14 protein-coding genes and 1 tRNA gene are annotated in these 19,029 nt (G+C 63.5%); 8 read left to right on the top strand and 7 right to left on the bottom strand.

The genetic code is table 11. From position 1 onward, the window contains the following. Nucleotides 1-33: 33 nt before the first annotated feature. Genes XM1_RS03340 through ftsE form a run of 4 tightly spaced genes read right to left on the bottom strand, consistent with a single transcriptional unit; the run spans nucleotide 34 to nucleotide 2,997 of the window. Nucleotides 34-765 (bottom strand): 1-acyl-sn-glycerol-3-phosphate acyltransferase, encoded by a 732-nt coding sequence (locus XM1_RS03340; protein ID WP_068429712.1) that lies wholly within the window; start codon nucleotides 763-765, stop codon nucleotides 34-36. Further along, nucleotides 762-1,382 (bottom strand): YdcF family protein, encoded by a 621-nt coding sequence (locus tag XM1_RS03335; protein ID WP_068429706.1) that lies wholly within the window; start codon nucleotides 1,380-1,382, stop codon nucleotides 762-764. Before XM1_RS03335 ends, XM1_RS03340 begins: the two co-directional genes overlap by 4 nt. After that, nucleotides 1,379-2,275 (bottom strand): ABC transporter permease, encoded by an 897-nt coding sequence (locus tag XM1_RS03330; protein WP_068429698.1) that lies wholly within the window; start codon nucleotides 2,273-2,275, stop codon nucleotides 1,379-1,381. The genes XM1_RS03335 and XM1_RS03330 overlap by 4 nt, the downstream gene beginning before the upstream one ends. After that, the gene (ftsE, locus tag XM1_RS03325; protein WP_068429695.1) at nucleotides 2,275-2,997 is read right to left on the bottom strand and encodes a cell division ATP-binding protein FtsE; all 723 of its coding nucleotides are present in this window, start codon (nucleotides 2,995-2,997) and stop codon (nucleotides 2,275-2,277) included. Before ftsE ends, XM1_RS03330 begins: the two co-directional genes overlap by 1 nt. A gap of 321 nt (nucleotides 2,998-3,318) precedes the next feature. On the opposite strand from ftsE, the gene XM1_RS03320 reads away from it, so the two are divergent. After that, nucleotides 3,319-4,767, top strand: a complete 1,449-nt coding sequence (locus tag XM1_RS03320) for a tryptophanase (RefSeq protein WP_068429688.1) — start codon at nucleotides 3,319-3,321, stop codon at nucleotides 4,765-4,767. Between the two features lie 71 nt (nucleotides 4,768-4,838). On the opposite strand, the gene dnaJ is transcribed toward XM1_RS03320, so the two are convergent. Further along, nucleotides 4,839-5,990, bottom strand: a complete 1,152-nt coding sequence (gene dnaJ / locus XM1_RS03315) for a molecular chaperone DnaJ (RefSeq protein WP_068429681.1) — start codon at nucleotides 5,988-5,990, stop codon at nucleotides 4,839-4,841. Between the two features lie 72 nt (nucleotides 5,991-6,062). Beyond that, on the bottom strand, nucleotides 6,063-7,994 hold the full coding sequence (gene dnaK, locus XM1_RS03310) for a molecular chaperone DnaK (RefSeq protein WP_068429678.1): 1,932 nt from the start codon (nucleotides 7,992-7,994) through the stop codon (nucleotides 6,063-6,065). A 297-nt stretch (nucleotides 7,995-8,291) separates the two neighbouring features. Here dnaK and XM1_RS03305 point away from each other — a divergent pair, with 297 nt between their 5' ends. Next, entirely contained in the window at nucleotides 8,292-9,389 is a 1,098-nt protein-coding gene (locus XM1_RS03305) for a glycosyltransferase family 4 protein (RefSeq protein WP_068429674.1), read from the top strand. A gap of 16 nt (nucleotides 9,390-9,405) precedes the next feature. On the opposite strand, the gene XM1_RS03300 is transcribed toward XM1_RS03305, so the two are convergent. Further along, nucleotides 9,406-10,254, bottom strand: a complete 849-nt coding sequence (locus XM1_RS03300; RefSeq protein WP_068429671.1) for a uracil-DNA glycosylase family protein — start codon at nucleotides 10,252-10,254, stop codon at nucleotides 9,406-9,408. Nucleotides 10,255-10,427: 173 nt separating this feature from the next. Between XM1_RS03300 and XM1_RS03295 the strand changes: the two genes are divergently transcribed. The 6 genes from XM1_RS03295 to XM1_RS23105 all read left to right on the top strand — a co-directional run bounded on the left by XM1_RS03295 (nucleotide 10,428) and on the right by XM1_RS23105 (nucleotide 19,000). Beyond that, nucleotides 10,428-12,050, top strand: a complete 1,623-nt coding sequence (locus XM1_RS03295) for an electron transfer flavoprotein-ubiquinone oxidoreductase (RefSeq protein WP_068429668.1) — start codon at nucleotides 10,428-10,430, stop codon at nucleotides 12,048-12,050. A gap of 63 nt (nucleotides 12,051-12,113) precedes the next feature. Beyond that, nucleotides 12,114-13,817 (top strand): tetratricopeptide repeat protein, encoded by a 1,704-nt coding sequence (locus tag XM1_RS03290; RefSeq protein ID WP_231920679.1) that lies wholly within the window; start codon nucleotides 12,114-12,116, stop codon nucleotides 13,815-13,817. A gap of 14 nt (nucleotides 13,818-13,831) precedes the next feature. Continuing rightward, nucleotides 13,832-14,692: a 4-(cytidine 5'-diphospho)-2-C-methyl-D-erythritol kinase gene (locus XM1_RS03285; protein WP_068429662.1), complete on the top strand. Its 861-nt coding sequence runs from the start codon at nucleotides 13,832-13,834 to the stop codon at nucleotides 14,690-14,692. A gap of 40 nt (nucleotides 14,693-14,732) precedes the next feature. Beyond that, a tRNA-Gln gene (locus tag XM1_RS03280) sits at nucleotides 14,733-14,807 on the top strand. A gap of 283 nt (nucleotides 14,808-15,090) precedes the next feature. Next, nucleotides 15,091-16,479, top strand: coding sequence for a tyrosine-type recombinase/integrase (locus tag XM1_RS03275; protein WP_068429660.1), 1,389 nt, complete (start codon nucleotides 15,091-15,093; stop codon nucleotides 16,477-16,479). 223 nt (nucleotides 16,480-16,702) lie between these two features. Then, nucleotides 16,703-19,000 (top strand): DUF5131 family protein, encoded by a 2,298-nt coding sequence (locus XM1_RS23105; RefSeq protein ID WP_082700353.1) that lies wholly within the window; start codon nucleotides 16,703-16,705, stop codon nucleotides 18,998-19,000. The last annotated feature ends 29 nt before the right edge of the window (nucleotides 19,001-19,029 follow it).

Raw genomic sequence — 19,029 nt, 5'->3', positions numbered from 1 at the left:
GGCGGGACTTGCCCACCCGCCGGGCATAGGCGGCTACAAGCCGGGCTGACGCTCGCGGGCCTCGGCCACCAGCCGGTCCGTTGCGGTTTCGATACGGTTCTCCAGCTCGGCCATGAAGGCCTTGCGGTCCATGCCGGGCGCGATGGGGGGAAGGGCTTCCAGCGTCAGGGTGCCGGGCTTCTTGGCGAAACCGCGCCGACGCCAGAAAAGCCCTGAATTCAAGGCGATAGGCACGACCGGCACCTTCAGCGCGCCGTACAGCATGGCGACGCCCGTATGGTAGGGCAGCTTGGCGCCCGGGGCGGCGCGGGTGCCTTCGGGGAAGATGATCACCGGGCGGCCCAGGGCGGCGGCCTCCTCGGCGCCCTTGACCATGGCCTTCAGCGCCTTGGTGCCCGCCGAGCGGTCGATGGCGATCACCCCCGTCTTGCCCAGGTACCAGCCGAAGAAAGGTATCCACAACAGCTCGCGCTTGAGGATGTAGGCGGGATCGCCCAGCAGCAGATGGAAGACGAAGGTCTCGAAGGCCGACTGGTGCTTGGAGGCGACGATGAAGGGACCCGAAGGCAGGTTCTCGGCCCTGCGCAATTCCCAGGACAATCCGGCCAGGACGCGCAGCGCGCCGAGCATGCCGTTCAGCCACAGCTTCACCGCCGGCAGCATGGCCTTGCGCGGCAGGACCAGTAGCGGCAGGTAGAGGATGGACAGGACCAGGGTCCAGACCCAGGTGAAGACGATGAACAGGGCGGAGCGAACAAGCGTCACGGCTTCCTCTCGGATTTCTTGGGAATGAACAGCGGCCGGACCAGTGCCGCCAGGTACTTGGTGTATTCCACCGCCAGCAGATGGGCGGTGCCGGGCCAGCGCCACCACTGGTTCCGCTTGAAGGCGTCGGGAAAGACCGGATGGGCGATGATGGCGGCTTCGGGCATGGCGCGGCGGAATTCCAGCAGGGCACGGCGCATGTGATAGGCCGCCGTCACCAGCCTGAGCGAGACGAAGCCCTCGCCCTGCATCCAGGCGGCGGTTTCGGCTGCGTTGCCCACCGTGTCGTCGGCGGCGTGGCCCAGCGCGATGCAGCAATGGGCCTGGGCCGGCGCCACATGCGCCTTGCGCAGCAGCTCGGGCAGGTCGACGCCCCGATGCACGCCCGAGACGAGCAGCTTGCGGCCCATGCCGGATGCGAGCAATTCCAGCCCGGCGTCCAGCCGGTCGGCCCCTCCGGTCAGCACCACCACCGCGTCGGTGGGGGTCGAGCCATCCTCGACCCGGGTGGCAAGGTCGGCGGCGAACCACACCAGCCCGCCGCCCCAGCCGCCAAGCAGGGCGCCCGCCGCCACCATGGCGGCGATGGCCAGACGGCGCAGACTGGCCCGGCTCATGGCAGCTTGGCCAGGGTGCCGTGGACGGTGAGACGCGCCGTCAGCATGGCCAGGGCCGCGGCCAGCAGCGGCAGCAGGCCGATAGCCACATAGCCCAGCACCGGCAGCGACAGGCTGGGCAGGAAGCCGCCCTCCAGCCGCCTCGCCGCCCAGCCGATGGCCGTCAATGCCGGCACGGCGAGACCCAGGCCCATCAGCCCCCCGGCGATGCCGAGCGCGAAGGCGCGGTCGGCGAATTGCCGCGCGATGTAATCGTCATGGGCGCCGATCAGGTGCAGGACCTCGATGATGCCGTGATGCACCGCCATGCCGGTGCGGGTGGCGTAGACCACCGTGGCCGAGGTCACCATGCCGATCAGCAGGACCACCACCACGGCCAGCCATTGCATGGTGCGCGACAGGTTGATGAGGCGCGACAGCCAGACCCGGTGGTCGTCCAGCGAGGCGCCGGGCACGGCGCGCGACAGGCGCAGCGACACCTCGGCGAGGTCCAGGCGGGATTCCGGGTCGATGGTGACGTCGATCAGGCGGGGCAGCGGCATGTCCTGGACCATCTCGGTGCTGCCCAGCCAGGGTTCGAGCAGCGCCAGGGTGCGCTTCTTGTCGAAGGCCTTGACCGCCAGCACGCCCGGCACCTTGCGCATCACGTCGATGGCGGCGTGGACCCGTTCCTCGGTCACCGCCTCGCCGTGCTCGCCGCCGGCCGGCAGCACCTGCACGGTCAGCGTTCCCGACACGTCGCGGTCCCAGCGCTCGATCACCGCGCCGATGACGAAGGCGCCCGCCACCGCCATGGACGACAGGAACACCATCAGCGCCACCAGCCAGGGCAGGAAGCGCGAGGTGGCGTCGCCGGCCAGGGGCAGATCGGAATGACGGCGCCTAAACAGCATCACTCCGCCTCCAGATCGTCCACCGGCGGCTCATGCTGCAAGGTGGTGACCATGCCGTGCTCGATATGCAGGCGGGGCAGATGGGCGAAGCGCTGCACCAGCAGCTCGTTGTGGGTGGCCACCACGATGGTGGTGCCCAGCTTGTTCAGCTCCTCGAACAGGTACATCAGCCGCATGGCGATGTGGTCGTCCACGTTGCCGGTGGGCTCGTCGGCCAGCAGCAGATCGGGCCGCCCGATCACGGCGCGCGCGATGGCGACGCGCTGCTTCTGCCCGCCCGACAGCGTCGAGGGCTTGGCCCCCAGATGGTCGGCCAGACCCACCCAGGACAACAGCTCGGGCACATGGCGCCTGATCTCGGATTCCTTGACGCCCCGGACGCGCAGCGGCAGCGCCACGTTGTCGAGCGCCGTCATGTGGTCGAGCAGGCGGAAATCCTGGAACACCACCCCGATGCGGCGCCGGAGCGCCGGCAGCTCGTAGCGCTTGGTCGCCGCGATGTCGCGGTCGAACAGCACCACCCGGCCGCGCGTCGGCCGCAGCCCCAGATACATCAGGCGCAGCAACGAGGATTTGCCCGCGCCCGATGGCCCGGTCAGGAAGTGAAAGGATCCGGCCGGCAGCTTGAAGGTGACGTCCTGCAACACCTCGGGACCGAGGCCGTAACGCAGGCCGACACTGTCGAACCGGATAATGTTTTCCCCACGAGGGCGATGCCGCACGGTGCTTCTCCCGAACCGGGCGAAGATGACACACAAGGGGCGGAGGGGCAACGGATGGGGTGGAGCGGCGTCGGACGACGCTCCCCGGGAAGGCGGACTTAAGGACGGTGTCGAACACCCCCGATGCCGTCCCGGCCGGTGGTCAGGGATGCTGACACACCGTCCGGATGCGGCGGCCCGTCGCGGAAGAGACTCAGGGCTGTGGTGGGCGGCAATAGTTCATGGATACATGGATATGATTTACACGGATAAGCGGGCAAGTTAGCATCCTGGGGTGAATTTCATGCATTGAAATTACAATAAAACGCAGGAGGGCATCCGATGGCCAAGGTCAAGTTTCATTCCGGGGAGGCCGTTCCCCTTGAAATGCACAAGGTCCGCATCGTCCAGAAACTGAGCCTCGCGCCCATCGAGCGTCGCCTGGAAGCGATTCGCGAGGCGGGCAACAACACCTTCCTTCTGAAGAACCGCGACATCTTCCTCGACATGCTGACCGACAGCGGCGTCAACGCCATGAGCGACAAGCAGCAGGCGGCCATGATGGAGGCCGACGACAGCTACGCCGGGTCCGAGACCTTCACCAAGCTGGAAAACAAGATCCACGACATCTTCCAGATGGAATACTTCCTGCCGGTCCATCAGGGCCGCGCCGCCGAGAACATCATCTCGCGGGTGTTCGTGACGCCGGGCAGCATCGTGCCCATGAACTATCATTTCACCACCAGCAAGGCCCATATCGTGCTCAACGGCGGCAGCGTCGAGGAGATCATCATCGACGAGGGCCTGCGGGTTACCAGCCAGTGTCCCTTCAAGGGCGACATGGACGTGGCCAAGCTGCAGAATCTGATCAGCACCCATGGCGCGGCCAAGATCGCCTATGTGCGGATCGAGACCGGCACCAACCTGATCGGCGGCCAGCCCCATTCACTGGCCAACCTGCGCGAGGTCAGCCGGGTGTGCCGCAAGAACGGCATCCTGCTGGTGTTCGACGCCAGCCTGCTGGCCGACAACCTGCACTTCATCAAGGACCGCGAGGCCGAATGCCGGGACATGTCGGTGCGCGACATCACCAAGGCCATCGCCGGCCTGACCGACATCATCTACTTCTCGGCCCGCAAGCTGGGCTGCGCGCGCGGCGGCGGCATCTGCACCAACAGCCGCGAGGCCTTCATGAAGATGCGCGAACTGGTCACCCTGTACGAGGGCTTCCTGACCTATGGCGGCATGTCCATCCGCGAGATCGAGGCACTGACCGTCGGCCTGGAAGAGACCATGGACGAGGACATGATCTCCCAGGGACCGCAATTCATCGAATACATGGTCAACGACCTGGCCCGCCAGGGCGTGCCGGTGATCACCCCGGCCGGCGGCCTGGGCTGTCACCTGGACGCCATGGCCTTCCTGCCGCACGTGCCCCAGACCGAGTACCCGGCCGGCGCCCTGGCCTCGGCGCTGTATCTGGTCAGCGGCGTGCGCGGCATGGAGCGCGGCTCCATCTCGGAACAGCGCAACGAGGACGGCAGCGAGGTCTATTCCAACATGGAATTGCTGCGTCTCGCCGTGCCGCGCCGCGTCTTCACCCTGTCCCAGTTGAAGTATGCGGTGGACCGTATCGCCTGGCTGCACCAGAACCGCGATCTGGTGGGCGGCCTGAAGTTCGTGGAAGAGCCGAGCATGCTGCGCTTCTTCTTCGGCAAACTGGAAGCCACCAGCGGCTGGCAGGCCAAGCTGGTCGCCAAGTTCCGCAAGGATTTCGGCGACAGCCTGTAAGCGGACAAGAAGAAGGGGGGCCGAGGCTCCCCTTCATTTTTCCATGCCGGATGGCGGACCGAAACGGGCCGTCAGCCTTCCTTCAGATCTTCCCAGAGTTCCTTGACCTTGGCGAAGAAGCCCTGGCTTTCCGGGGAATTCTTGGCCTTTTCGCCTTCGCCGGCGGCGTTGAACTCGGTCAGGAGTTCCTTCTGGCGCTTGGTCAGGTTGACGGGGGTCTCCACCACCGCCTGGATGAACATGTCGCCCCGGGCGGGAGAGCGCAGGACGCTCATGCCCTTGTTCTTCAGGCGGAACTGGTTGCCGGACTGGGTGCCCTCGGGGATGGTGACCTTGGCCTTGGAGCCGTCGATGGTGGGCACCTCGATGGTGCCGCCCAGCGCCGCCGTGGTCATGGGGATGGGCACGCGGCAGAAGATGTTGGCGCCGTCGCGCTGGAAGATGCGGTGCGCCGCGATGGACAGGAAGATGTAGAGGTCGCCCGAAGGCGCGCCGCGCATGCCGGCCTCGCCCTCGCCGGCCAGGCGGATGCGGGTTCCGTCCTCGACGCCGGCCGGGATGTTGACCGACAGGGTCTTTTCCTTGCGGGTGCGGCCCGAGCCGCCGCAGGACCGGCAGGGGTCCTTGATGATCTTGCCCATGCCCTGGCAGGTGGGGCAGGTGCGTTCGATGGTGAAGAAGCCCTGCTGCTGGCGCACCTTGCCGTGGCCGTTGCAGCCCGTGCAGGTGACCGGCGCAGCACCGTCCTTGCCGCCGGTGCCCTTGCAATCCTCGCAAGGGGCGCTGGACGGCACCTTGATGGTGGCCGACTTGCCGGCGAAGGCGTCTTCCAGGCTGATGTCCATGTTGTAGCGCAGATCGGCGCCGCGGCCCGAGGCCTGGCCGCGCCGTCCGCCGCCCATGAACTCGCCGAACATCTCGTCGAAGATGTCGGAGAAGCCGCCGCCGCCGAAGCCGCCGAAACCGCCGCCGCCGAAACCGCCGCCACCGCCGCCCTGTTCGAAGGCGGCATGGCCGAAGCGGTCGTAGGCGGCGCGCTTCTGCTCGTCCTTCAGGACGTCGTAGGCTTCGTTGATTTCCTTGAACTTCTGCTCGGCATCGGCGTTGCCGGGATTGCGGTCCGGGTGGAACTGCATGGCCAGCTTGCGGTAGGCCTTCTTGATATCGTCCCCGGAAGCGCCCTTCTCGACGCCCAACAGCTCGTAATAATCCTGCTTGCTCATGCGTCTAGCATCCCACATGAGGCCGGCGGCGGATCACCCGCCGCCGGTCCCTGGATCAACAAACAGGGGCTGTTACTTGCCCTTCTTGTCGCCGTCGACTTCCTCGAAGTCGGCGTCGACCACCTTGTCGTCGCCGGAAGCCGAGCCGCCGCCCTGGGCGCCGGCACCGGCCGCACCGGCATCGGCGCCGCCGGCCGCTTCCTGGGCCTTGTACATGGCTTCGCCCAGCTTCATGGAGGTCTGCATCAGGGTCTCGGTCTTGGCCTTGATGGCCTCGACGTCGTCGCCTTCCATGACGGACTTGAGAGCGGCGATGTCCTTCTCGATGGCGCCGGTGAGCTCGGCGCCGGCCTTGTCACCGAATTCCTTCAGGCTCTTCTCGGTGGTGTGGATCAGGCCGTCGGCATGATTCCTGGCCTCGATCAGCTCCTTGCGCTTCTTGTCGTCGGCGGCGTGGGCCTCGGCTTCCTTGACCATCTTCTCGATGTCGGAATCCGACAGGCCGCCCGAGGCCTGGATGCGGATCTGCTGTTCCTTGCCGGTGGCCTTGTCCTTGGCCGAGACGTTGACCAGGCCGTTGGCGTCGATGTCGAAGGTCACCTCCACCTGGGGCACGCCGCGCGGGGCCGGCGGGATGCCCACCAGATCGAACTGGCCGAGGATCTTGTTGTCGGCGGCCATCTCGCGCTCGCCCTGGAAGACCCGGATGGTCACGGCGGTCTGGTTGTCCTCGGCGGTGGAGAACACCTGGGACTTGCGGGTCGGGATGGTGGTGTTGCGGTCGATCAGGCGGGTGAACACGCCGCCCAGGGTCTCGATGCCGAGCGAGAGCGGCGTGACGTCGAGCAGCAGGACGTCCTTGACCTCGCCCTTCAGCACGCCGCCCTGGATGGCGGCGCCGATGGCGACCACTTCATCGGGGTTGACGCCCTTGTGGGGCTCGCGGCCGAAGAATTCCTTCACCACTTCCTGGATCTTGGGCATGCGGGTCATGCCGCCGACCAGGATCACCTCGTCGATCTCGCTGGCCTTGACGCCGGCGTCCTTCAAGGCCGCCTTGCAGGGCTCGATGGTGCGGGCCACCAGATCCTCGACCAGGGCTTCCAGCTTGGAGCGGGTCAGCTTGATGTTGAGGTGCTTCGGCCCCGAGGCGTCGGCGGTGATGAACGGCAGGTTCACCTCGGTCTGCATGGACGACGACAGCTCGATCTTGGCCTTTTCCGAGGCTTCCTTCAGGCGCTGCAAGGCCAGACGGTCCTTGCGCAGGTCGATGCCCTGCTCCTTTTTGAACTCGTCGGCCAGATAGTCGATGATGCGGGCGTCGAAGTCCTCGCCGCCCAGGAAGGTGTCGCCGTTGGTGGACTTCACCTCGAACACGCCGTCGCCGATCTCCAGCACGGACACGTCGAAGGTGCCGCCGCCCAGGTCATACACGGCGATGGTGCCGGCGCCCTTCTTCTCCAGGCCGTAGGCCAGGGCGGCCGCGGTCGGCTCGTTGATGATGCGCAGCACTTCCAGGCCGGCGATACGGCCGGCGTCCTTGGTGGCCTGACGCTGGGCGTCGTTGAAATAGGCCGGGACGGTGATCACCGCCTGGGTGACCTTCTCGCCCAGATAGCCCTCGGCGGTTTCCTTCATCTTCTGCAGGATGAAGGCCGACACCTGGCTGGGGCTGTACTTGGCGTCGCGGGATTCCACCCAGGCGTCGCCGTTGTCGCCCGCCACGATGTGGTAGGGGACCAGGTTCATGTCCTTCTTGGTGATCGGATCGTCGAAGCGCCGCCCGATCAGGCGCTTGATGGCGAACAGGGTGTTGGTGGGATTGGTCACCGCCTGGCGCTTGGCCGGCTGTCCGACCAGACGCTCGCCCGATTCGGTGAACGCGGTCATGGACGGGGTGGTCCGCATGCCTTCGGCGTTCTCGATGACCTTGGCGCTCTTGCCTTCCATCACGGCGACGCACGAATTCGTGGTGCCCAGGTCGATGCCGATAACCTTGCTCATGACTGTCCTCATCTAAGTTCGGCAGATCCCGGCGGCCCTGAAGCTTCAGCAGCCGCCCCGGAATCCCCATCCGGGTTGAATCCATCAATTGCCGGGCCGCACCAATTCTGGCCCACCGGCGTTATATAGGGCGGTATGGGAGGCGCGCAACTCCCTGATTGGCGGGGTGTTTCCCCTTTCTGGCGGGGGCGGGCTGGGCTATCTTCGGCCGAAACGGGCGGGAGGGGCTTTTTTTCCGGCAAAGACCGGCGGGAAGCAGGGCCGCTTCAGCGTGGTTGCGGGCGGGTTGGAGGCACAATGAGGGTACTATTCTACGACGCCATCGGCTGGGCCTATGATGCGGATACGCCCTACAACGAGCCGTTGGGAGGGACGCAATCCGCGGTCGCCTACCTCACCGCCGAACTGGCCGCTCAGGGTATCGAGGTCACCGTGGCCAACGATGTTCCGGCCCCGATCCGGTCGCGGAACGTGGATTTCGTTCCCCTGCGCGGCATGTCGCCCGAGCGCATGAACGGCTTCGACGTGGTGGTCGTGCTTCTGGGGGCGCTGGCCGAGGATTTGCGGCGTTCCGGCGTCCGCGTTCCCCTGGTGCTGTGGGCGCACCATGCGCCCAACGAGCCCGATGTCCAGAAACTGAAGATGGGCCCGGAGCGGAGCGCCTGGTCGGGATACGTGATGGTTTCGCAATGGCAGGCCGACCGGTATGTCGCCGCCTTCGGACTGCCGCGCGACCGGATCAAGGTCATCGGCAACGCCGTTCCGCCGTCGCTTGCCGCCATGCCGCTTGCGCCCGCCTGGTTCGACACCGGCGAGGCGCCGGTCCTGGTCTATACCAGCACACCCTTCCGTGGACTGGAAACCCTGCTGATCGGGTTTCCTTCGCTGCGTCGGGCCGTTCCCGATGTCACCCTGCACGTATATTCCGGCATGAACGTTTATCGGAAGACCACGGTCGTCGATTGTTACGACTCGCTCTACGAATTGGCCCGGGCGCTTCCCGGCGTGGAATACAAGGGCGTCGTGGGACAGAGCGAGCTGGCCGGCGCCATCGCGTCCGCGGCCGGCATGGCCTATCCCTGCATCTGGGCGGAAACATCGTGCATTGCCGCGATGGAAGTCATGGCGGCGGGCGGGCTTATCCTGTCCACCGTTTACGGCGCCATTCCAGAGACGACGGCCGGGTACGGCCACCTTCTTCCCCTTCCCTCCAACCGGTTCGCCCTGCCGGGCGAATGGGCGGCGATGGCGGCGAAAACCATCGAGGAGTGCCGGCGCAATCCCGACGCGGCGCGCAAGCGTCGCGAGGAGCAGGCGGCCTTCACCCGCAAGAACTACGCCTGGCCGCTGAGGGCCACGCAGTGGGTGGATTATCTTCGAACGAAGATCGTCTAGGATACGGATCCGGCGCTCAATGCCGCGCCGCATCCATCCTGTGCCGGATCATCAACAGGTCGCGCCAGGCGTCGCGCTTGGCCTCGGGCGTGCGCAGCAGGTAGGCGGGGTGGAAGGTGGCCAGCGCCGGAACGGGGCGTGGCAGGCCCGGCGAGTTGAACTCGAACCAGCGGCCGCGCAGGCGGTTGATGCCGTCGGCCTTGGCCAGCACCGCCGAGGCTGCCGCGCCGCCCAGCAGGATCAGCACCTGGGGGTCGACCAGCTCGATATGGCGGGTGAGGAAGGGCATGCAGACCGCCACCTCGTCGGGGGTGGGCTTGCGGTTGGCCGGCGGGCGCCAGGGCACCACGTTGGTGATGTAGCAGGTGGTGCGGTCCAGCCCGATGGAGGCCAGCATGCGGTCGAGCAGCTTGCCGCTGGCGCCGACGAAGGGCAGGCCGCGCCGGTCCTCTTCCTGGCCGGGGGCCTCGCCGATGCACATCACGGCGGCTTCCGGGTTGCCGTCGCCGAACACGGTGGAACTGGCCGCCTGCTTCAGCGGCAGCCCCTCGAACCCTTCCATGGCGTGGCGCAGCGCCTGCAGGTCGCGGCATTCGGCGGCCAGATGGGCGGCGGTGCCGGGCAGGGGCGAGGCGGAGGACGGGCCGGCGGCGGGCAGGTGGGCGACGGGTTCGGGCCGGGGCGCGTGGCCTTGCCGGGCCTGTGGCGGCGGCGCGGCCGGCTGGGCGGCGGCGCGGCTTTCCGCCGCCCGGCGGGTGGCGGCGTAGCGGTCCACCGGCTCCTCGCCCATGGTCTCGTCCACGCCGGCCTCCAGGTACCAGCGCAGGATGTCGTAGGGGTGAAGATCGGCGCAATGTGCGGTCATGGCGGCGATTTTAGCAGCCCCGGCGGAGCGCGGGGAAATATTTGAGACACATTCTTTCCTTATAACCCCCCATAAGGAATCGAATCTATCGCACCCGCTGTGCTATAGAGGCACCCAGGTCCGAATCGGGCGTCGACGGTGGAACGGGTGACGCAAGGGGAGTTGCAGGTCTTATGGAACGTGAATCCATGGAATTCGACGTCGTGGTGGTGGGCGGCGGGCCTTCGGGCCTGACGGCGGCCATCCGGCTGAAGCAGATCAACGCCGACCTCAATGTCTGCGTTCTGGAGAAGGGCTCGGAGATCGGCGCCCACATCCTGTCCGGCGCGGTGATCGAGACCCGCTCGCTGGCCGAACTGTTCCCGGACTGGAAGGAGCGCGACGCCCCGTTGCTGACTCCGGCCTCCGACGACCGCTTCATGTTCCTGACGGAGTCCAAGGCCATCCGCCTGATGACGCCGCCGCAGATGAACAATCACGGTAATTACATCGTGAGCTTGGGCAACTTCACCCGCTGGCTGGGCGCCCAAGCCGAGGCGTTGGGCGTGGAGATCTTCGCCGGCTTCGCCGCCGCCGAGGTGCTTTACAACGAGGACGGCTCGGTCAAGGGCGTCGCCACCGGCGATATGGGCATCGGCAAGGACGGCCAGCCCACCCACAACCACACGCCGGGCGTCGAGCTGTGGGCGCGCCAGACCATCTTCGCCGAAGGCTGCCGCGGTTCGCTGACCAAGACGCTGTTCGAGCGCTTCGACCTACGCCGTGATTGCGAGGACCAGACCTACGGCATCGGCATCAAGGAGCTGTGGGAGATCGATCCGGCCAAGCACAAGGCCGGCACCATCATCCATACCGTCGGCTGGCCCTTGGATACCCAGACCTATGGCGGCTCGTTCCTCTATCACCTGGAGAACAACCAGGTGGCGGTGGGCTTCGTGGTCGGCCTGGACTACGCCAACCCGCATCTGTCGCCCTTCGACGAGTTCCAGCGCTTCAAGACCCATCCGGCCATCCGTCCCATCTTCGAGGGCGGCCGCCGGGTGTCCTATGGCGCGCGCGCGCTGTCGGAAGGCGGCTTCCAGTCCATCCCCAAGCTGACCTTCCCGGGCGGCGTGCTGGTGGGCGACACGGCCGGCTTCCTCAACGTGCCGAAGATCAAGGGCACCCACACCGCCATGAAGTCGGCCATGGTGGCGGCTGAAGCCGTCGCCGAGGCCCTGGGCCACGAGGGTGGCTCCAACGAGGTGGCGGCCTACCCCGAGCACCTGAAACAGTCCTGGCTGTGGAAGGAACTGCACGAGGTCAGGAACATCCGTCCCAGCTTCCACTGGGGCCTGTGGGGCGGCATCGCCTATTCGGCGCTGGAGACCTATGTGTTCAAGGGCAAGATGCCCTGGACGCTGCACCACCAGCCCGACCACCTGGCGCTGAAGAAGGCGTCGGAATGCCCGAAGATCAACTATCCCAAGCCCGACGGGGTGGTCAGCTTCGACAAGCTCAGCTCGGTGTTCATTTCCTCGACCAACCACGAGGAGAACCAGCCGGCCCACCTGAAGCTGCGTGACGCGGCGGTGCCCGTCGCCATCAATCTCGAGCATTACGACGCCCCCGAGCAGCGCTACTGCCCGGCCGGCGTCTACGAGATCGTCCGAAACGACGACGGCTCGAATCCGCGCCTGCAGATCAACGCGCAGAACTGCCTGCACTGCAAGACCTGCGACATCAAGGACCCCACCCAGAATATCAATTGGGTGGTTCCCGAAGGTGGCGGTGGACCGAACTATCCCAACATGTAAGAGTATCCGGGGCGTCTGTTCGAAGCGGACGCCCCGGTTTCCTTTTGACCTAAGGTGTTGGGCGTGAAGCGGTTCGGGATTGTGGTGATGGCGGCGGTGGTCGGGGCCGGTCTGGCGGCCTGTGCCCCGCGGCCCGATGCCTCCGGCAACGGCAAGGCGGATATTGCGGGCAACGAGACGGGCCTGGGGGCCTATCTCGCCGGGCGTTACGCCCATGCGCGCGGCGACACCCGCGCTGCCGCCGAGTATTACAGCGCCGCCGCCCGGCGCGACCCCGACAACATCGACATCCAGCAGCGCAGCTTCGCCCTGCTGCTGGCCGAGGGACGCCTGGACGAGGCCGGGGCCATCGCCCAGCGCCTGCTGGTCATCGACGACGATTCCCCCCTGCCCATCCTGGTGATGGGGGTGCAGGACGCCCGCGCCGGACATTTCGATCTGGCGGAAAAGCGCTTCGCGGCGCTTCCGGCCAAGGGCATCAACGGCTTTCTCGGGCCGCTGCTCACCGCCTGGAGCCGCGCCGGACAGGGCCGCTTCGACGATGGCCTCGCCACCCTGGCGCCCAGGGCCGACACCGCCGGCTTCGCTCCCATCTGGGAATACCATGCCGGATTGATGGGCGACCTGGCCGGGCGGCCGGATCAGGCAGAGACCCATTTCAAGGCGGCGCTGCTCAACCAGACCAGCGTGCGCACCGTCGAGGCGGCGGGCATCTGGTACCAGCGGGCGGGACGCGTCGACGAGGCCAAGGCGCTGTACGAGCGCTATCACGCCGAGCACGGGGACCGTTCGCTGCTGGACGGCAGCCGCCAGCTGGCGGCGGGCCCCAATCCGCCCCGCGTGGTGGAAACCGCCGCCGACGGCCTGGCCGAGGCGCTGTTCGACACCGCCTCGCTGGTGCGCCAGGGCAACGCCCAGGAGCTGTCGCTGGTGTTCTCGCGCCTGGCGCTTAGCCTCAGGCCCGATTTCCCCCTGGCCCAATTGCTGCTGGCCGATTCCATGGGGGCGCAGGGGCGGCTGGAGGAGGCCAACGCCATTTACCGCTCCATCAACCGTTCCAGCCAGCCGGGGACCTTCGCGCGGCTCAAGCTGGCGGTTAATCTGGACGAGCTGAAGCAGACCGACGCCGCCATCACCGAATTGAAGGCCCTGGCGGCCCAGTGGCCCGAATCCTACGAGGCGCTGGTGACCCTGGGCGACATCCTGCGCCGCCAGAAGCGCTTCGGCGAGGCGGCCGAGGCCTATGGCGGCGCCCTGGCCCGGGCCGGCGGGAGCCGGGAGGCGCGCAACTGGTCGCTGTTCTACGCTCGCGGCATCGCCTATGAGCGGGCCAAGCAATGGTCCAAGGCCGAGCCCGACATGCTCGAGGCGCTGCGGCTCAATCCCGACCAGCCCGACGTGCTGAACTACCTGGGCTATACCTGGGTGGACCAGGGCATCAACGTGGAAAAGGGCCGCAAGCTGATCGAACGCGCCGTGGAGCTGCGCCCCAATGACGGCGCCATCGTCGATTCGCTGGGCTGGGCGCTGTACCGCATGGGCGAGTTCCAGGCGGCGGTGAAGCATCTGGAGCGCGCCTCCGAGCTGAAGCCCGAGGACCCCACCATCAACGAGCATCTGGGCGACGCCTTCTGGCAGGTGGGCCGCGACACCGAGGCCCGCTTCCAGTGGCAGCGGGCCATGGGCCTCGACCCCGAGCCCGAGCAGATCGAGCCCCTGAAGGCCAAGATCTCCACCGGGCGGCTGCCCGCCACTCCGAAGAAATAGACGACAGGACGACCATGACCAGCTTCTCGGTCGAGGCCCCGGCCAAGATCAACCTGACCCTTCACGTGGTCGGCAAGCGCGACGACGGCTATCACCTGCTGGATTCGCTGGTGGCCTTCGCCGGGGTGGGCGACACCCTGGACTTCGCCCCCGCCGACACTCTTCGGCTCGAGGTTGCCGGCCCCACCGCCGACCAGATCCCCGAAGGCGAGAACATCGTCATCAAGGCCGCCCGCCTGCTGGCCGCCGCCGCCGGCGTGGACAAGGGCGCCGCCATCCGTCTCACCAAGCGTCTGCCGGTGGCCGCCGGCATCGGTGGCGGTTCGGCCGACGCGGCGGCCGCGCTGAAAGGCCTGATGCGCCTGTGGAACGTCTCGTTGGCCCCCGAGGCGCTGACCAAGGTCGCGCTCTCCATCGGGGCCGACGTGCCGGTCTGCCTGGCCGGCCGGCCCATGCGCATGATGGGGGTGGGCGAGGTGCTGGAGCCCGCGCCCGCCTTGCCGCCCGCCTGGCTGCTGCTGGTCAATCCCATGGTGCCGCTGCACACGCCGCCGGTGTTCAAGGCGCGCACCGGCCCCTTCTCCGAGGCCGACCCCCTGACCGCCGCGCCTTCCGACGCCCAGGCGCTGGCCGAGGCCCTGGCGGTGCGGCGCAACGACCTGACGCCCCCGGCCATTCTGATCGAGCCGGTGGTGGGCGAGGTGCTGGCCGCCATCGCCGCCACCGCCGACTGCCTGCTGCCCCGCATGTCGGGCTCGGGCGCCACCTGTTTCGGCCTCTACGCCGGGGAAGCCCAGGCCCGCGCCGCCGCCGCCCGGGTGGCCGCCGCCCATCCCGCCTGGTGGGTGGCTCCCGCCCCCTTGCTGGGGCGTTGAAACTCGTCGCGGGTCGGGCTATGGTGCCGGCCCGCGCTGGTGGGGCGTCGCCAAGCGGTAAGGCACCGGTTTTTGGTACCGGCATTCCCAGGTTCGAATCCTGGCGCCCCAGCCATCTTTTCCCAATGATTTCAATGCGTTAGCAGATGCCAGCGGTCGGCAAGCACGACTAAAGGCGCCTGTTAGCGCTTGTTAGCAGTCATTTTTGCATGCCAATTGGCGCATTTCTCGCGAAGAAGACACCATATGCGGGATGGCAAAATCTAAAATTTCCAGGTTGACTGCATCCGCGTGCAGGGTTGTGTTAGCTTCGTGTTAGCCAATTTTCCGCAATCACAGCAATGTGTTAGCCCGCACAAATCGCTGTTTTTCGCGCCAAAACCTGGGAAGCTGTGTCCATGTCGCGCACGATCAAGCAAGCCGATCCTGAGCCGGGCGGCAAAATTACGCTCCAGCACGGGCTGGTGCGCTCGGACAACTACTTTGCACGGTTCCGACTGGCTGGTGACAGCAAGTGGCGCTTGAAAAGCACGGGCTCCGCCAATCTCGCTGAAGCTGAAGCGCGAGCCAGGGACATCTATTGGGAACATCGCGGGATCAGGCGGGCCGGTGGTGTCTTGGACAGTGTCAGCTTTGGCGTTGCCGCCAAGGCATGGCTTGCTGATTTCAAGGAAACCACCCGTTCCAAGAACGCGCATGCGGACTACACCGTGACCATCGAGCGATATCTCACGCCCTATTTCGACGGGGTGCTTCTCAAGAAAATTTGGGAAATCTCAGAATATGACGTCCACCAGTATCGCAAGTGGCGCAATGGCTATTGGCTTACCGGCCCAGGCTCCCGCTTGAAGCAATTCAAAATCACCTTGAACGGGAAAACTGTCGTTAAGAATGTGCCGAAGAGCTGGATACGTGAGCCGTCGGCCAACACAATCCGCAACGAGGACATCCCGCTTAAGAAAGTCTTCGAGTATGCCCGGCTACGCAATTGGATAAGCCAGGATCAGATCCCACCAATCGTATCGCCGCCGAAGGAAGAGAGCACCCGCACCGCGTTTGATCCGCGAAGCGATCATCTTGATATTTTGTTGGGCTGCGTGGATGACCGTATCAACGATGCATCGATAAGTGCGCCGGGCAAACGAGCTGTGGCTATGAGCCCGACAATTCGTTTCCAGCGCAAGGTCTTCAAGGTGTTTATGAACATCCTGCTGATGACCGGCATCCGTCCTGGGGAGGAAACTCGGCCTCTGAAGTGGCGGGATTTAACCCACGACTTCGTTCATCGCAACAATGCCAGTGGCAATGAGCAAACCATAGAATTTTACCTGAACATCAGGACGTCGAAGCGCAAAAATGGCAAAGAAAGCTATCGTGCCGTCGCCGTGCCCACCCGTCTCTTTGTCATCCTGAACCAATGGCGGGATGACCCCGACAACAAATTCATCGGCGCGGACGACTACATCCTGTGCAATCCTGACGGCACCTATGTGAAAAGCTTCAATCGCCAATTCTGTCACCTGCTGGACGAATGCGGCCTGACCAAGGACGTGTGCGGGATCAAATATGAGCCGTATTCGCTACGGCATACCTTTGCGACCATCAACCTTGCCGCTGGCGTTGATCCGTGGGTTATCGCCAAGTCGATGGGGCACGCGGACATCGAGATGTTGAAGCGCCATTACGGCCAGGACAGCGTGAAGCACCATTACGAAAAGCTGGCGGCGGTGTTTGCCATAAACGCCCCAGACCGGAAGCGGAATGGACCAGACGCCAAAAAGGGTTAAAACCCAAACCATGTGCGCCAAGATCGTGTCCGTCGATGGATGGTGGGCCAGTTCCCCTGCTGCCTTGGCAGCAGAGAGCAAGGGGATGGCGACGTGAAGATGCTGGAAAACACTATGCCCAGGAAAGCACTGTTGACTGGTATAGGGACGATTGAAGCTTATCTACTTCCGCTAACACGCCCCCTATTTTACTGTATTTAAGACACATGTTGAGGGGGAGTGTGTGGCAACTCAAATCGAATGGTCTGATGAGGTCCTAAACCCGTTTGCTGGATGCTCCCGGGTAAGCACAGTTTGCAAAAACTGCTATGCAGAGCGATGGGCTTACCGCCTGACTACAATGGGTAAACCTGGACAACATTATACTGGGGTTGTGCAAAATAAGAATGGCGCCATTTCATGGACCGGTGAAGTTAAATTTCACCCTGAAGTGCTTCAGAGCATAAAAGGAAATAATAAAATATATTTTGTTAATTCTATGTCCGACATGTGGCACGAGAAAGTAGATTTGGACTGGATAAGCCAGTGCCATATTGCTTTTTCAAAGCATCCTGAAAATTTATTTTTGTGCCTGACAAAGCGAGCTGAACGGCTAGGAACGGAAGGGCACAAAGTCATCTGGCCGAGCAATGTTTGGATGGGGGTAAGTGTTGGCGATAAACATTCACTGGCCTACCTTGAAGAACTCCGCAAGTGCCCAGCAAAAACTAAGTTTGTATCAATTGAGCCATTGATCGAAGACCTTGGTGATTTTGAACTATCGGAGATTGACTGGGTAATCTTGGGCGGGGAAAGCGGAAAGGGGGCTCGCATAATGGAAGAGCCCTGGGTTCGGCGAATTAAAGACTTGTGCGATAACCAGAATGTTCCATTGTTCTTTAAGCAATGGGGGGATGCTCAAAAAATTTCAAGCTCCGAAGGCGGTAAAGGCGTTAAACGGATAAGGCCCCACACCATTGATAGAAAGTATTGGCTTGAATATCCAGCAGCCCATCCTGCTGTATGTGAAAAGCGTAGACTATTAAAAAAGCGATATGGCGTGCTTTTGCACAGGCAGGCATGCCGAAAGTTCGAGCCGACGAATGTCAGAGAAATTTCTTTAGCAACCATAGACGGTGCCATCGGCCCCATGACAGACGGCGACAATTCGAGAGAAAAAAAGTACGGCGAGGTGTTTACACCACCTGAGTTGGTCAACGAGGTGCTTGATCAACTCCCCGCTTCCGATTGGCTCGATCCAAGCTTGACTTACCTAGACCCAGCAATGGGGACCGGAAATTTTTTGGTCGAGGTCGTTCGACGAAAAATCAATGGAGGGAGCACTTCACTTCAAGCATTAGAAACAACCTATGGCATTGAGTTATTGCCAGACAACACTTTGGTTGCCAGGGCTCGAGTGCTCAAAGCCGCAGGTCTTTGGAATAGCGCCCAAGCTAGGGAACTGGTTTCCAAAAATTTACGCCAGGGTGACGCCCTATCATCGGATTTGGAAAATGATGATTACTGGGACAGTGTCCAAGAAATCCAGTTTCCATCTGGTTTCGTAATCGCCACACACAACGCTCCATATATCCAAGATATGGAGGCTCTCATCGGAATTACCGGCGACCCAGCAAAGCAATTGGCAGCATTCAGAGCGAACACAAAGAGGCCTGAATTGAAGCTCATCACATCCCTCACCAATTTGATCCAGCTATTGAAACGACTGGAAGATGAAACAAGCGCATGGGCTTCTCGCCACAACGTCAAAGAGTTAGTCCACGATTGGGATAGACTGGGGCCTTCCGTTCAAAAACGCACGGACCCGATCAAAGGGATTTTAAATTACGTCCATGAAACAACGGCCATTGCCACGACTAACGTCGAGCTGCTGAAAGATCTTCTACGTTTCTCGCGCCAAGGAGATGAGGCCGATGTTCAGGAATTTTTCGTTTGGATTGAGCGCATATATTGGAATGGCCTGGATGCCCAGTATGAATTTGAATTTGACGAGGGCCGTTTCCAAGAAGTCGCAAGCAGGATCGGCTACAACTACAAGCCTCGTTCGTATCTGAGTGGGCGATTTAAAAAAACGACAGCTCGCGATGTGAAGGAGGTAAAAGACCTCGATAAAACCTTGCCATGGGGAACGAGGTGGACACGTAAAGATGACGGAACCTTCGTATCCGAGTTTCCATTTTTCGCCTACTGGACTGAAGACCCCTGGCTTGAACGCGCTCACAAGCAATATGCTGGCGGCTTATTCTCATCTTGGGGAACATCAATCAGGGAACGAGACCACGGCATTGGCGCCAACAGACAAGACTTCATTAATGCAATTCATAGATTTGCTCGCACAGGTGATCCGAAGGCGGATAACCAGGCCGCAACCCATTTTTGGAAATGTTGGGATTGGGGCGCATCGCGACGCGGGGCGGACATGATGGGCTTGCTTGTCACTGAGGCGTACTTTGCCCATACAATCCTTAGCCAAAGTCTAAAAATCGACATGCTAAATTGGTACAAAAACCTCTACGATTGACGTCCTGGAATGAACCTATCAGGGGAGGT

The organism is Magnetospirillum sp. XM-1 (genome assembly GCF_001511835.1).
Taxonomy (GTDB): Bacteria; Pseudomonadota; Alphaproteobacteria; order Rhodospirillales; family Magnetospirillaceae; genus Phaeospirillum.
The sequence above is the reverse complement of the archived record's forward strand: the minus strand, read 5'-3'. Positions and strand labels throughout refer to the sequence as shown.

Excerpts from the sequence above, each read along its gene's own strand:
- XM1_RS03305 (WP_068429674.1), top strand. The coding sequence starts at position 8,292 with ATGAGGGTACTATTCTACGACGCCATCGGCTGGGCCTATGATGCGGAT.
- XM1_RS03295 (WP_068429668.1), top strand. The coding sequence starts at position 10,428 with ATGGAACGTGAATCCATGGAATTCGACGTCGTGGTGGTGGGCGGCGGG.
- XM1_RS03330 (WP_068429698.1), bottom strand. The coding sequence starts at position 2,275 with ATGCTGTTTAGGCGCCGTCATTCCGATCTGCCCCTGGCCGGCGACGCC.
- dnaJ (WP_068429681.1), bottom strand. The coding sequence starts at position 5,990 with ATGAGCAAGCAGGATTATTACGAGCTGTTGGGCGTCGAGAAGGGCGCT.
- XM1_RS03335 (WP_068429706.1), bottom strand. The coding sequence starts at position 1,382 with ATGAGCCGGGCCAGTCTGCGCCGTCTGGCCATCGCCGCCATGGTGGCG.
- XM1_RS03285 (WP_068429662.1), top strand. The coding sequence starts at position 13,832 with ATGACCAGCTTCTCGGTCGAGGCCCCGGCCAAGATCAACCTGACCCTT.
- XM1_RS03320 (WP_068429688.1), top strand. The coding sequence starts at position 3,319 with ATGGCCAAGGTCAAGTTTCATTCCGGGGAGGCCGTTCCCCTTGAAATG.
- dnaK (WP_068429678.1), bottom strand. The coding sequence starts at position 7,994 with ATGAGCAAGGTTATCGGCATCGACCTGGGCACCACGAATTCGTGCGTC.
- XM1_RS03300 (WP_068429671.1), bottom strand. The coding sequence starts at position 10,254 with ATGACCGCACATTGCGCCGATCTTCACCCCTACGACATCCTGCGCTGG.
- XM1_RS03275 (WP_068429660.1), top strand. The coding sequence starts at position 15,091 with ATGTCGCGCACGATCAAGCAAGCCGATCCTGAGCCGGGCGGCAAAATT.